Source organism: Cellulomonas sp. P2_F12 (assembly GCF_056403775.1).
The window spans coordinates 494,763-508,467 of the sequence record NZ_JBFUEV010000002.1 but is presented as its reverse complement, the minus strand read 5'-3'; the positions used below and the strand labels follow the sequence as shown (position 1 = coordinate 508,467).

Annotated in this window: 10 protein-coding genes; 8 read left to right on the top strand and 2 right to left on the bottom strand. The window is 73.0% G+C overall.

All coding sequences use genetic code 11. The features are described from left to right. The first annotated feature begins 128 nt into the window (after positions 1–128). The 5 genes from AC1DWH_RS07145 to AC1DWH_RS07125 all read left to right on the top strand — a co-directional run bounded on the left by AC1DWH_RS07145 (position 129) and on the right by AC1DWH_RS07125 (position 7,980). The gene (locus AC1DWH_RS07145; RefSeq protein ID WP_477093074.1) at positions 129–4,883 is read left to right on the top strand and encodes an endo-1,4-beta-xylanase; all 4,755 of its coding nucleotides are present in this window, start codon (positions 129–131) and stop codon (positions 4,881–4,883) included. Between the two features lie 73 nt (positions 4,884–4,956). Then, positions 4,957–5,856: a carboxylating nicotinate-nucleotide diphosphorylase gene (gene nadC / locus AC1DWH_RS07140; protein WP_477093073.1), complete on the top strand. Its 900-nt coding sequence runs from the start codon at positions 4,957–4,959 to the stop codon at positions 5,854–5,856. A gap of 9 nt (positions 5,857–5,865) precedes the next feature. Then, the gene (gene lysS, locus AC1DWH_RS07135; protein WP_477093072.1) at positions 5,866–7,386 is read left to right on the top strand and encodes a lysine--tRNA ligase; all 1,521 of its coding nucleotides are present in this window, start codon (positions 5,866–5,868) and stop codon (positions 7,384–7,386) included. Then, a complete protein-coding gene (locus AC1DWH_RS07130) occupies positions 7,383–7,580 on the top strand; it encodes a hypothetical protein (RefSeq protein ID WP_456846196.1) in 198 nt (65 codons plus the stop codon). Before lysS ends, AC1DWH_RS07130 begins: the two co-directional genes overlap by 4 nt. A 67-nt stretch (positions 7,581–7,647) precedes the next feature. After that, entirely contained in the window at positions 7,648–7,980 is a 333-nt protein-coding gene (locus AC1DWH_RS07125) for a histone-like nucleoid-structuring protein Lsr2 (protein ID WP_456846197.1), read from the top strand. Between the two features lie 63 nt (positions 7,981–8,043). On the opposite strand, the gene xylB is transcribed toward AC1DWH_RS07125, so the two are convergent. Beyond that, positions 8,044–9,447 (bottom strand): xylulokinase, encoded by a 1,404-nt coding sequence (xylB, locus tag AC1DWH_RS07120; RefSeq protein WP_477093071.1) that lies wholly within the window; start codon positions 9,445–9,447, stop codon positions 8,044–8,046. A 152-nt stretch (positions 9,448–9,599) separates the two neighbouring features. Then, a complete protein-coding gene (gene xylA, locus AC1DWH_RS07115; protein WP_477093070.1) occupies positions 9,600–10,787 on the bottom strand; it encodes a xylose isomerase in 1,188 nt (395 codons plus the stop codon). A 77-nt stretch (positions 10,788–10,864) separates the two neighbouring features. On the opposite strand from xylA, the gene AC1DWH_RS07110 reads away from it, so the two are divergent. From AC1DWH_RS07110 to AC1DWH_RS07100, 3 genes are all read left to right on the top strand, one after another. After that, the gene (locus AC1DWH_RS07110; RefSeq protein ID WP_477093069.1) at positions 10,865–12,079 is read left to right on the top strand and encodes an ROK family protein; all 1,215 of its coding nucleotides are present in this window, start codon (positions 10,865–10,867) and stop codon (positions 12,077–12,079) included. Positions 12,080–12,134: 55 nt separating this feature from the next. Then, positions 12,135–13,193, top strand: coding sequence for a lactonase family protein (locus tag AC1DWH_RS07105; protein ID WP_477093068.1), 1,059 nt, complete (start codon positions 12,135–12,137; stop codon positions 13,191–13,193). Positions 13,194–13,296: 103 nt separating this feature from the next. Continuing rightward, a complete protein-coding gene (locus AC1DWH_RS07100) occupies positions 13,297–13,680 on the top strand; it encodes a hypothetical protein (protein WP_477093067.1) in 384 nt (127 codons plus the stop codon). Positions 13,681–13,705 lie beyond the last annotated feature (25 nt).

Below are 13,705 nucleotides of genomic sequence, written 5' to 3'. Positions count from 1 at the left end.
CTGAAGTTTCGATACCCCAAACGCTTGGATCGGCCTGCCTGGGGTCCCTAGCCTCTGCCCAGGACAACCGGACGGCCGACGACTCGAGCACCCGTGGACAGCGGCCGGACTCAGCGCAAAGGAGCGCCATGAGGCAGGCACGTCAGCCGCGCAAGCGGTTCGAAACTATCGGGGTCTTCGTGACGGCACTGGCGTTCGGCCTCGTGCCCGCGGCGATCGTCGGCACGGGCACGCCGGCCGACGCGGCCGACATCACGCTCGTCTCCACCGACTTCTCGGACGGGACGACCGGGGACTGGGTCCAGAGCGGCGGCCCGACCCTGACGGTGGTCGACGTCGACGGCGGCAAGTCGCTGCAGGTGGCCGGCCGGGCGAACGACTACGACGGCATCCAGACGCCCGCCGGGCTCCTCGCCGGCGTCGAGCCGGGCGCCGTGCTCACGCTGTCGATGAAGGCGCGCCTGGCGCCCGGCACGGCCGGCTCGGCGGGCGTGCGGCTCGTCGTGAAGCCCGCGTACTCCTGGGTGGGCAACACGACGATGACCGCCGACGCGTGGACGACGGTGACCGGCACCTACACGGTGCCCGCGGACGCGGTCCCCGCGGACCTGCAGGTCTACATCGGTTCGGACGCCCTCACGGGCGGCCCGGCGGGGGCCTACACGTACCTCGTCGACGACCTCGTGGTCACGGCACCGGCCGCGGCGACGCCGCCCGACGCGCTCGTGTCCACCGACTTCACGGACGGGACCACGGGGGACTGGGCGCAGAGCGGCGGCCCGACCCTGACGGTGGTCGACGTCGACGGCGACAAGGCGCTGCAGGTGGCCGGCCGGTCGAACGACTACGACGGCATCCAGACCACGGCGGGCGTGCTCTCGGCGGCGGCGCCCGGTGACGAGCTGACCCTCTCGATGCGGGTCCGGCTGGCGCCCGGCACGGCCGGCTCGGCCGGGGTGCGCCTCGTCGTCAAGCCCGCCTACTCCTGGGTGGGAAACACGACCATGACCGCCGACGCGTGGACGACGGTGACCGGCACGTACACGGTGCCCGCGGACGCGGTCCCGGCGGACCTCCAGGTCTACATCGGCTCCGATGCCCTCACCGGCGGCCCGGCCGGTGCCTACACGTACCTGGTCGACGACCTGCTCATTACCGGCGGCTCCGGCGGCACGGACCCGGGCGAGACGCCCGACGTGGTGCCCGGCGGCGCCGTCAACCCCACGACGACGCCGGTGACCACCGCGCAGGGCAGCGGCAACCGGGCCGCCCTGACGTTCGACGACGGCCCCAACGGCGCCGACACGATCGCGCTGCTCGACTTCCTCAAGGCCAAGGGCCTGCACGCCACGTTCTGCGTCATCGGCCAGAACATCACCGCGTCCGGCGGCGCCGCCGTGCTGCAGCGGATCGTGGCCGACGGCCACACGCTGTGCAACCACGGCACCACGTACGCCGACCTCGGCGGCTCGATGACGCAGGCGCAGGTCGAGGCCGACCTGGCCGCCAACCTCACCACCATCCGCACCGCGCTCGGCAACCCGAACGCCCAGGTGCCCTTCTTCCGCGCGCCCAACGGCTCGTGGACGACGGCCAACGAGAACGCGGCGTTCGCCCTCGGGATGCAGCCGCTCGCCGTGGTCAACCTCATCAACGACTGGGAGACCCAGGACGAGGCGACGCTGACCACCCGGCTGCGGGCGTCGATGACGAGCGGCGAGATCGTGCTCATGCACGACGGCGGCGGCTCGCGCGCGGGCACGGTCGCGGCGGCGAAGACGGTCATCCAGGAGCGCCTCGACGCCGGGTGGACGTTCACCCTGCCGTCGGTGACCGTGGCGCCGAGCCAGCCGGCCGGCTCCGAGGTGCTGAGCGCCGACTTCGAGGACGGCCTGCAGGGCTGGGCGCCGCGCGCGACCGGCACGGGCCAGGGCACGCTCGAGGTGACGACGGACGACGCCCACGGTGGCGCGCAGTCCGCACGGATCACGCAGCGGACCTCGCAGGGGCACGGCATCGGCCACGACGTGACGGGCATCCTGCTCACGGGCACCAGCTACGACGTCTCGGCGTGGGTCCGGTTCGCCCCGGGCCAGCCGACCGACGACGTCTGGCTGAGCATGGCCCGGACGGTCGGCGGGACCACGTCCTACGACACGGTCAAGCAGTTCACGGGCATGTCGAACAGCGAGTGGGTGCACGTCACGGCGACCTTCCAGATGGCCGCCGCGGACTCGGCCCTGCTGTACTTCGAGACCGCGTACAAGAACGGGGACACGGGCAACACGTCCGACTTCCTGGTCGACGACATCTCGGTGCGGGTCCAGGACTCGCTGGTGGTGCAGGACCTGACGCCGATCAAGGACACGGTCCCGTTCCCGTTCGGCGTCGCCATCGACAGCCGTGAGGAGGCGGGGTCGGCGGCGCAGCTGCTGCTCAAGCACGCCGACCAGGTCACCTCCGAGAACTACATGAAGCCGGAGGCCTGGTACGACGCGGACAAGACGTTCCGGCCGAGCCCCGAGGCCGACCAGATCATGACGTTCGCGCAGGACAACGACCTGCGCGTCTACGGGCACACGCTGGTGTGGCACAGCCAGACGCCGGCCTGGTTCTTCCAGGACGACGCGGGCAACCCCCTCACCTCGAGCGCGGGCGACCAGCAGGTCCTCAAGGACCGGATGCGCACGCACATCGTCAGCGTGGCGCGGTACCTGAGCGACACCTACGGGAAGTTCGGCAGCGCCACCAACCCGCTGGTCTCGTTCGACGTGGTCAACGAGGTGGTCAACGACGGGGCGGACTACGCCGACGGTCTGCGCCGCAGCGAGTGGTACCGGATCCTGGGCGAGCAGTACATCGACCTGGCGTTCGAGTACGCGAACGAGGCGTTCAACGGCGACTACGCCGCGCCGGGCGCCGACCACCCGATCACCCTGTTCATCAACGACTACAACACCGAGCAGGCCGGCAAGCAGGCGCGCCTGCACGCGCTGGTCGAGCGGCTGCTGGCCCGCCACGTGCCGGTCGACGGCGTGGGTCACCAGTTCCACGTGAGCCTCGCGATGCCGGTGCAGGCGCTCGACGACGCCCTGACGGCGTTCGAGGACCTGCCGGTGGTGCAAGCCATCACCGAGTTCGACGTCACCACCGGCACCCCGGTCACGGACGGCAAGCTCATCGAGCAGGGCTACTACTACCGGGACGCCTTCCGGGCCTTCCGGGCGCACGCCGAGAGCCTCTTCTCGGTGACGGTGTGGGGCTTGACGGACGGCCGCAGCTGGCGCAACAGCTCGGGCGCCCCGCTGGTCTTCGACGACACCCTGACGGCCAAGCCGGCCTACTACGGCATCGTCGACGGCGACCTGCCGGCCCGCCAGCGCGACGCCCTGGTGTTCGCCGAGGACGTCCCGCTCGAGGCGGACGCCGCGTCGGACGTGCGCTGGTCGCAGCTCCCGCTGCACGCGATCGAGGACTCGGCCGCGTTCCAGCTCCGCTGGGCGCCGGACCACCTGACGGCGTACGTGCAGGTCGACGACGCCACGGTCGAGCCGACCGACGGGGTCGAGCTCGCCTACGGCGGCCGGACCGTGCGGTTCGGCCGCGACGGGTCGGGCGACGTCGACGGCGTCGTGACCGAGGGTGCCGGCGGCTACGCGGTCGTCGTGCAGCTGCCGCTGGAGACGCCGGTCGCCGAGGGCGGGACCCTGCCGTTCGACGTCCGCGTCACCGACGGCACGGGCACGGTCGCCTGGAACACGCCGGGCGCGACGGGCACGCTGACGTTCGTCGAGCCGCTCTCGACCACGCAGATCGCCGAGGCCCCCACGGCCCCGAGCATCGACGGTGCCGAGGACGACGTGTGGGCCGACGCCGGCACGGTGCGGACCGACAAGCAGACCAACGGGACGGGCGGCGCCCTCGCCGACGTCCGGACGCTGTGGCGGGACAACACGCTCTACGTCCTCGCCGACGTGACCGACCCCGACGTGGACCTCACGGGCTCCGACCCGTGGACCCAGGACTCCGTCGAGATCTACGTCGACCCCGGCAACTACAAGAACGGCTCGTACCGCTACGACGACACGCAGATCCGGATCAACGCCGACAACGTCGTCTCGTTCGGCACCGGCGACGAGGCGTTCCAGCAGAACCGCCTGGTCAGCGCCACCCGTCGCACCGCCACCGGGTACGTCGTGGAGGCCTCGATCAGCCTGCTGGAGGACGGTGGGCTCGGCAGCTTCCAGGGCGTCGACTTCCAGGTCAACGACGCGAGCGGCGGTGCCCGGACCTCCATCCACAACTGGGCGGACCCGACCGGGCTCGGCTACCAGAGCACGTCGCGGTGGGGGGTCGCGCAGCTGGTCGAGGGGACCGGGACCGAGGAGCCGGGTGCGACGCCGACCATCGTCCTCTCGTCCGGGTCCGTCCCGGCGGGCGGCAGCCTGCCGGTCGCGCTGACCGGGTTCGCGCCGGGCTCCGTGGTCGACGTGGCGCTGACCGACGGGCTCGTCGGCACCGCCTCGGGCAGCGCGGGTCGGCTCTCGGCGGCCGTCCTCGCGGCGGCGCCCAGCACCTCGCTGGGGACGATCACCGTGGACGGCTCCGGCTCCGGCAGCGCGGTGCTGGTGGTTCCCGGAGCCACGCAGCCGGGGGTCTACCGGCTCACGGGCTCGGTCCAGGGCGCCGAGCTCGCCAGCGCCAACCTCACCGTCCTGGCCGCGGCGCCCGCCGCGGCCGGCGATCCCGCCGCTGCTCCGGCAGCGGGTGGGCTCGCGAGCACCGGTGCGGCAGTCGGGGGGCTGCTGGCGGCCGCCGTGGCGCTCGTGGTCGCCGGCTCCGTCCTGGTGCGTCGTCGCCGGCGCGTGGAAGCTGCCGGCTGACACCGGGGCCGGTCCCGGGGAGGGGGTCTCCCCGGGACCGCACCCACGTCCGTCCGCCCGGTACCGTGACGCCGTGACCGAGCCCGGACTGGACCCCGCGTGGATCGCCCGCATCGTCGCCACCGCCCTCGACGAGGACCTCGGCCCGGAACCGGGGCGAGACGTCACCACGCAGTCGACCATCGCGCCGTCCGCGGTGGGCACCGCCGACCTGGTCGCGCGGCAGGACGGCGTCGTCGCCGGGCTCGTGGTCGTGCCGGAGGTCGTCGGGCAGGTCGCGGAGAGGCTCGGGCTGCCGGCGCCGTCGGTCGACCAGCGCGTCCCGGACGGGTCCCGGGTGGCACGCGGGGACGTTCTGGCGGTGCTGCGCGGGCCGGTGCAGGTCCTGCTCGTCGCCGAGCGCACGCTGCTCAACCTGGCCTCTCGGGCGTCCGGCGTCGCCACCCACACCCGCCGCTGGGCCGACGCCCTGGACGGCACGGGTGCGCAGGTGCTCGACACCCGCAAGACCACGCCCGGCCTGCGCGCGCTCGAGAAGTATGCGGTGCGCTGCGGCGGCGGCACCAACAAGCGCATGGGTCTGTACGACGTCGCGATGGTCAAGGACAACCACGTCGTCGCGGCGGGCTCGGTGTCGGCGGCGGTCGAGGCCGTGCGGGCGCGCTTCCCGGACGTGACCATCCAGGTGGAGGCGGACACCCTGGACCAGGCGCTCGAGGCCGTCGCCGCCGGGGCGCGGTTCCTGCTGCTCGACAACATGCCGACGCCGCTGCTGGCGCAGGTCGTGGCGGCCGTGCGCGCGGCCGACGCCGGCGTCGAGCTCGAGGCCACCGGCAACCTCACGCTCGAGCGCGCCCGCGAGGTCGCGTCGACGGGGGTCGACTACCTGTCCGTGGGTGGCCTGACGCACTCGTCGCCGATCCTCGACCTGGCCCTCGACCTCGAGCCCGAGCACACAGGGACCCGCCGGTAAGATCGTCCGGTGAGCGAGACCCCCCAGAGCGCCCTTCCAGCCGACGACGCCCCCGAGCAGATCCGGGTCCGCCGCGAGAAGCGGGAGCGGCTCCTGGCGGCCGGTGTCGAGGCCTACCCGGTCGGCGTGCCGCGCACCCATACGATCGCGCATGTCCGCGCGGAGCACCCGGACCTCGAGGCGGGCCAGGAGACGGACGACGAGGTCGGCGTGGCCGGTCGCGTGGTGTTCGTCCGCATCGGCGGGAAGCTCTGCTTCGCCACGCTGCAGGACGGCGAGGGCAACCGGCTGCAGGCGATGTTCAGCCTCGACGCCGTGGGCGCGGACCGGCTGGCGGCGTTCAAGACGGACGTCGACCTGGGCGACCACCTGTTCGTGCACGGCCGCGTGATCAGCTCGCGCCGCGGCGAGCTGTCGGTGTTCGCCGACTCGTGGCAGCTCGCCGCCAAGTCGCTGCGGCCGCTGCCCAACCTCTTCGACGGCGCCGAGCTCTCGGAGGAGGCCCGGGTCCGCCAGCGGTACGTCGACCTCATCGTCCGCCCCGCCGCCCGCGAGACCGCCCGCCAGCGGCCCGCGCTGATGCGGTCGCTGCGGGACAACTTCCACCGGCGCGACTTCATCGAGATCGAGACGCCGATGCTGCAGACGCAGCCCGGTGGTGCCACCGCGCGGCCGTTCACCACGCACATGAACGCGTTCGACATCGAGCTCTACATGCGGATCGCCCCCGAGCTGTTCCTCAAGCGGGCGCTGGTCGGCGGCATCGAGCGGGTGTTCGAGATCAACCGCAACTTCCGCAACGAGGGCGCCGACTCCACGCACTCGCCGGAGTTCGCGATGCTCGAGGCGTACGAGTCCTACGGCGACTACGACACGATGGCGGCCCTGACCCGCGACCTCGTGCAGACGGCGGCCAAGGACGTGCTGGGCACCACGGTGGTCACCCTGCCCGACGGCGAGGAGTACGAGCTCGGCGGCGAGTGGGCGGAGCTGACGATGTACGGCTCGCTGTCGGAGTCGCTGGGTGAGGAGATCACCCCGGAGTCGTCGCTGGACGCGCTCAAGGCGCTCGCCGCCCGACTCACGGTCGAGTACGACCCCAAGCGCGTGAGCCACGGAAAGCTGGTCGAGCTGCTCTGGGAGCACCGCGTGGGCGACCACTTGTTCGAGCCCACATTCGTGCGGGATTTCCCCGTGGAGACGAGCCCGCTGACGCGCGATCACCGAAGCATCCCCGGTGTCGTCGAGAAGTGGGACCTCTATGTGCGCGGGTTCGAGCTGGCGACGGCGTATTCCGAGCTTGTCGATCCCGTGATCCAGCGCAAGCGTTTCGAGGCGCAGGCGTTGCTCGCAGCGGCCGGGGACGACGAGGCGATGCGCGTCGATGAGGATTTTCTCACCGCCGTGGAGTACGCGCTGCCGCCCGCCGGCGGCCTCGGCCTCGGCATCGACCGACTTCTCATGGCGCTCACCGGCCTGGGAATCCGCGAGACGATCCTGTTCCCGCTGGTGAAGCCGCTGAGCTCATGAATCCCCTGTTCACGGCCCTGGCGGCGCTGCTCCCGTCCATCGGCGTCGGCCTGTTGTTCTGGTTCGCCATCCGCGCGCTGGTCAATGCCGACCGCACGGAACGTCAGGCAATGGCCAGAATGGACGCCGCCGAACGCGCCGCAGAAGTCGCTGCCACGCGCAACAATAAAGAGGAAACGCCGCCGACCGTTTGACGCCCTAATGCGCCGATGCGATAGTGAACGCGACAGCATTCATCACATCTGCCATACGGAGCGAGCAATGGCACAGAAGGTCCAGGTCCTGCTGGTCGACGACATCGACGGCGGAACCGCCGACGAGACGGTGACTTTTGGTCTCGACGGCGTCACCTATGAGATTGACCTGACGTCCACGCACGCAGGGGAGCTGCGCGACGCATTTGCGCAGTGGGTGGGCCACGCACGCAAGGTCGGCGGTCGCACGACGACGAAGTCAGCCGCCCCCCGCGGCCGACGCACGTCGTCCGGCGACGCGCAGGCGATCCGCGAGTGGGCGAAGGAGCACGGGCACCAGGTGTCCGAGCGCGGACGCATCTCCGCGGAGGTCAAGGCCGCGTACGACGCGGCGCACTGATCCCGCACGCACGAGAGCCCGGCCCCCGTCAGGGAGCCGGGCTCTCGCTCTGTCTCAGAGATCTCAGGCCGGGCGGACCCCGGTGAGCTCGCGGACCGCCGCGTACTGCTCGCGGACCAGCGGCACGGGGTCGCCGCGGAACACGGTGGCCTCGCCGGCGGCGCTCCAGGACGGCGGGGTCGCCGCACCCGAGAGCACCCAGGCGGCCTGCCGGGCGGCGCCGTCGGCCACGTACTCGCCGGGCGTCGGCACGCGCACGTCGAGGCCGAGCACCGACGGGGCGATCGCGCGTACCGCGGCCGACTGCGCCCCGCCGCCGATGAGGAAGAGACGCTCGACCGCGACGCCCTGCGCCCGCAGCGCGTCGATGCCGTCGGCGAGCGCGCAGAGCATGCCCTCGACCGCGGCGCGTGCCAGGTGCGCGGGGGTGGTGTTGGCCAGCCGCAGGCCGTGCAGCGCTCCCGTGGCGTCGGGCTTGTTGGGGGTCCGCTCGCCCTCGAGGTAGGGCACCAGCACGAGGCCGTCGGCACCGGCGGGCACGGACAGGGCGAGCGCCGACAGGCCCGCGTGGTCGACGCCGAGCATGCGCGCAGCCGCGTCGAGCACCCGGGAGGCGTTCAGCGTGCACGCGAGCGGCAGGAAGGCGCCGGTGGCGTCGGCGAACCCGGTCACCAGGCCCGAGCCGTCCGCCGTCGCCGAGGAGGCGATCGCGGAGACGACGCCGGACGTGCCGATCGAGACGGCGACGTCGCCCGGCTGCAGCCCGAGGGCCAGCGCGGCCGCGGCGTTGTCGCCGGCGCCTGGCCCCAGGAGGGCGCCGCCGGACGTGCGGGACCCCGACTGGTTCGGACCGAGCACCCGCGGCACGAGGGCGTCGTGACCGAGCGCGAGCTCGAGCAGGTCGTGCCGGTAGTCGTCGGTGGCGGGGGACCAGTAGCCGGTGCCGGAGGCGTCGGACCGGTCGGTGACCAGCGCGTCGAGGCCCGTGGCGCCCGCGAGCCGCCAGGTGAGCCAGTCGTGGGGGAGGGCGACGGCGGCGACGCGGGCGGCGTTCTCGGGCTCGGCGTCGCGCAGCCAGCGCAGCTTGGTCACCGTGAGCGACGCGACGGGCACGGAGCCGACGGCGTCGGCCCACGCCTGGGGGCCGCCCAGCTCGTCGATCAGGTCCAGCGCCGCGGGGGCGGAGCGGGTGTCGTTCCAGAGGAGCGCGTCACGGACGACCTCGCCGCGCTCGTCGAGCGCGACCATCCCGTGCTGCTGGCCGCCGACCGAGATCGCGTCGACGTCGTCGAGGCCTCCGGCGCTGACGATCGCGCTCTGCAGCGCGTCCCACCAGTACCAGGGGGCCACCTCGGTGCCGTCCGGGTGCGACGCCCGGCCGGAGCGCACGAGCGCTCCGGTGTCGGCGTCGCGCACGACGACCTTGCAGGACTGCGTCGACGAGTCGATGCCGGCCACGAGAGCCATGAGCTACCTCCGCGGAGCTCCGCGACGTCCGCACTCGTGCGGGTCAGGACCCGACGGAGCGCGGACGTTGCAGGTGGGTGAGCGGGCAACGTCCGCACTCGTGCGGGTCAGGACCCGACGGAGTGCGGACGTTGCGCCGGTGGGACGACGGGTCAGCGGGCGCCGAGCGCGTGCTCGAGGGCCAGCTGGTTGAGGCGGACGAAGCCGAAGCCGCGCTCGGCGACGGAGTCGACGTCGAGGTCCTCGTAGGCGGAGCGGTCCGCGATCAGGTCGGCCAGGGTCTCGCCCTCGGCCAGCGTCGGCTGCGACAGCTCGAGCACGCCCGACTCCTCGAACGCCGCCTGCACCTCGGGATCGGCGCGGAACGCCTGCGCCCGCTCCTTGAGCAGCAGGTAGGTCGCCATGTTGGCGGCCGCGGAGTCCCACACGCCCTGGAAGTCCTCGGTGCGCGACGGCTTGTAGTCGAAGTGGCGGGGACCGTCGTAGGTCGGGCCACCGGACGGGAAGCCGTTCTCGAGCAGGTCGACCGTGGCGAACGCGGAGAACAGGTCGCCGTGCCCGAACACCAGGTCCTGGTCGTACTTGATCGACTTCTGACCGTTGAGGTCGATGTGGAAGAGCTTGCCCGCCCACAGCGCGAGGGCGATGCCCTGCGTGTAGTTGAGGCCCGCCATCTGCTCGTGCCCGACCTCGGGGTTGAGGCCGACGATGTCGGCGTGCTCCAGGCGGTCGATGAGGGCGATCGCGTGGCCGATGGTCGGCAGCAGGATGTCGCCGCGGGGCTCGTTGGGCTTGGGCTCGAGCGCGATGCGCAGGCCGTAGCCCTTCTCCTTGATGTACGCGGCGACGGTGTCGATGCCCTCGGCGTACCGGTCGTGCGCGGCGTTGAGGTCCTTGGCCGAGTCGTACTCGGCGCCCTCGCGGCCACCCCACATGACGAACGTGTCGGCGCCCAGCTCGGCGGCCAGGTCGACGTTGCGGACGACCTTGCGCAGGCCGTAGCGGCGGACGCGACGGTCGTTGGACGTGAACGCGCCGTCCTTGAAGATCGGGTGGCTGAACGTGTTGGTGGTGACCATCTCGACGGTGATGCCGGTCTCGTCGAGCGCGCCCTTGAAGCGGGCGAGGATCCGGTCGCGCTCGGCGGCGTCGGAGCCGAACGGGACGACGTCGTCGTCGTGGAAGGTCACGTGGGCCGCGCCGAGCTCGGCGAGCTTGTGGACCGACTCGACCGGATCGAGCCACGGCCGGGAGGCCGAGCCGAACTGGTCCTGGGCGTTCCACCCGACCGTCCAGAGGCCGAACGAGAACTTGTCTGCACGGGTGGGCTGGGCAGCCATCACGCGTCTCCTCATCGAGATGAATCCGATTTTGTTTGCCGGATGAATTTATCTCGTCCAGCCGGTAGGGTCAAGCCATGCCGACGCCAGAGCCCCGCGACCCCACCCGGGTCGCCCGGCAGGCGCAGATGCGGGACCAGAACCTGGGGGTCGCGCTGCGAGGGATCGTCGAGGCCGTCGAGCCCCTGTCCCGCGCGCAGCTGGCCGCGTCCGAGGGGCTCGCCCGCGCGACCGTCTCCGGGCTGGTCGACCACCTGATCGAGGCGCGCCTGGTGCGCGAGCTGGAGCCGACCCAGACGCAGCGCGCCGGCCGTCCCGCCGTGCCGCTCGCCCCCGCGCGGGGGACCGTCGCCGGGGTCGGCATGGAGGTCAACGTCGACTACCTGGGCGTCCGCGCCATCGACCTCGCCGGTGACGTCCTCGCCGAGCACGTCGAGCTGGACGACCTGCGCGGGGCCGACGCCGACGAGGTGCTGGACCGGCTCGCCGCGCTCGCGGCCCCGGTCGTCGAGGACCTCCGGGCTCGTGGCGTCCGGGTCGCGGGCACGGCCCTCGCGCTGCCCGGGCTGGTCGACCGGATCACCGGGCCCCTGCGCGTCGCGCCGAACCTCGGCTGGAGCGACGTCGACGTCGTCGCCCGCGTGTCCGCCCACCCGACCCTGGCGTCGCTGCCGCCCCGGGTGGGCAACGAGGCCAACCTCGCCGCCCGGGCGGAGGCCCACGCGCGCCGCGGCCCGGTCGCGCCGAGCTTCGCCTACGTCTCGGGGGAGATCGGCATCGGTGGCGCGCTCGTGCTGGACGGCGACCTGTTCCCCGGTCGGCACGGCTGGAGCGGCGAGATCGGGCACGTCGTCGTCGACGCGTTCCGCGGCCCCCGCGCCTCCGACGGCACCCTCGAGGCGCTGGCCGGTCAGGACGCCATGCTCCGCGCCGCCGGGTTGCCGCCGACCGCCCGCCTCGACGCGCTGCTCGACGCGCTCGAGGCCGACGAGCCCCGCGCGACCGCCGCCGTGGCCCGCGCCGCCCGCGCCCTCGGCGTCGCCCTGGCGTCCGTCGCGAACGTGGTCGACGTGGGCGAGGTCGTGCTCGGCGGCTCTTTCGGGCAGCTGTTCGGGTACGTGCACGACGAGGTGTCGGCCCGCCTCGACGAGCTCGTGATCTTCGCACCGTGGGCTCCCCTGCGTGTCTCGTCGGCGCGCGCCGGCCAGTACCCGGCGATGACCGGCGGCGCGCTCGCGGTCCTGGCCACGGTCCTCGCCGACCCGGCCGAGTGGTTGCGCCTCCAGCGCTGACGTTGCTCGGACGCCCGGCCCGTCACGGGCGGGGGTCGTCGTAGGCTCCGTCCCCGTGAGCGCGCAGCAGACCCCCCTCTGGATCGGCACCTACCCCGCGGCCGGTGCCGGTACGCCCGTGGGCGCGGGGGAGGGGATCTGGCGGGTCGACCTCGACCCCGCGACGGGTGCGCTGCGCGACGCCCGGCAGGTCGTCGTGACGCCGTCGCCGAGCTTCCTGGCGCTGCGCGGCACGGTCCTGTTCGCGGCCAACGAGCAGGCGGACGGCACGATCAGCGCGTTCGACGTCGTCGGCGACACGCTCGTGCACCGCGCCACGGTCCCGTCCGGCGGCGCGGACCCGTGCCACCTGCTGCTGGATCACGCCGACGGCCCTGATCGTGCGGTCCGCCTGCTCGTCGCCAACTACACCTCCGGCACCCTGGCCGTGCTGCCGCTGGACGCGGACGGCGGGTTCGCGACGCTCGGCCCCGACCAGGTGTTCGGCCACACCGGCTCGGGTCCCGACGAGGACCGCCAGCTGTCGCCGCACGCGCACTTCGTCGCGCACGCCCCCGGCGGGGCCTTCGTGCTGGTGGTCGACCTGGGCACCGACGAGATCCGCCGCTACCGGAGGAACGACGGCACGCTGGTCGAGGACGGCATCGCGGCGACGCTGCCCGCCGGCACCGGCCCGCGGCACCTGGTCTTCAGTGCCGACGAGCAGTTCGCCTACGTCGTCGGCGAGCTCGACGTCACCGTCCGCGTGCTCGCGTGGGACGAGGCGTCGGGGACCGGCGCCCTGGTGCAGACGCTGCCGGCGACGACCGTCCCGGCGCGCGAGGCCGGCCGCCGGCCGCTGCCGTCGCACATCCTGCGCGACGGCGACCGCGTACTCGTCGGGGTGCGGACGTCCGACGTGCTGGCGCGGTTCTCGGTGCGCGGCGACGGCCTGCTCGAGCCGGTCGACGACCACGCCCTGCCGGGCGCGTGGCCGCGCCACTTCGAGATCGTCGACGGGTGGACCGTGGTCGCCGACCAGGACAGCGGCGACGTCGCCGTGCTCGCGGCCGACGGGTCCGTCGCGGCGACGACGGCGTTGCCCGCGCCCGCCTGCGTCGTCCGGGCGGACTGACGGACGGGTCGCCCTATCGGGTGACGCGGGCGGTCCCACCTCCAGGACCTGCGGATATGTGTCGATCCCCTCATGTGTCGACGACCAACGAGGAGGTTCCGAGATGCGCAATGGATTCGATATCTACCGGGTCGGTCCGGACCGGAACCACCAGGAGCCGCCGAGCCCGTGGGGCTGGACGGCCCGGCGTGGCGAGGTGCCCACCGGCGAGACCGTGGTCCAGGACCACGACTTCTCGCTGACCTACACCGGGAACGACCCCCAGCTGGCCGCGGCGTTCGCGCGCGGCGCCCGGCTCAAGGAGATCGTCACGATGTGGCCGGAGCTCGCCTTCTACCCGTCGACGGCCGGGGGCTTCCTCCCGGACGGCAACATCTTCCCCATCCGCGGCGACTACAAGCCGCCGAGCGGGCTCAGCGCGCTCAAGGGCCGGTTCGCTCGTCGCCCGGCCGGGGCCCACGCTGCGGAGGCTCCCGCCCAGTCATGAGGTGACGGGCCGCCCGGTGCGCGAG

Bases quoted from the DNA above. Each gene is read 5' to 3' on its own strand.
- AC1DWH_RS07100 (WP_477093067.1), top strand. From the start codon at position 13,297: ATGCGCAATGGATTCGATATCTACCGGGTCGGTCCGGACCGGAACCAC.
- AC1DWH_RS07145 (WP_477093074.1), top strand. From the start codon at position 129: ATGAGGCAGGCACGTCAGCCGCGCAAGCGGTTCGAAACTATCGGGGTC.
- AC1DWH_RS07110 (WP_477093069.1), top strand. From the start codon at position 10,865: ATGCCGACGCCAGAGCCCCGCGACCCCACCCGGGTCGCCCGGCAGGCG.
- xylB (WP_477093071.1), bottom strand. From the start codon at position 9,447: ATGGCTCTCGTGGCCGGCATCGACTCGTCGACGCAGTCCTGCAAGGTC.
- AC1DWH_RS07130 (WP_456846196.1), top strand. From the start codon at position 7,383: ATGAATCCCCTGTTCACGGCCCTGGCGGCGCTGCTCCCGTCCATCGGC.
- xylA (WP_477093070.1), bottom strand. From the start codon at position 10,787: ATGGCTGCCCAGCCCACCCGTGCAGACAAGTTCTCGTTCGGCCTCTGG.
- AC1DWH_RS07125 (WP_456846197.1), top strand. From the start codon at position 7,648: ATGGCACAGAAGGTCCAGGTCCTGCTGGTCGACGACATCGACGGCGGA.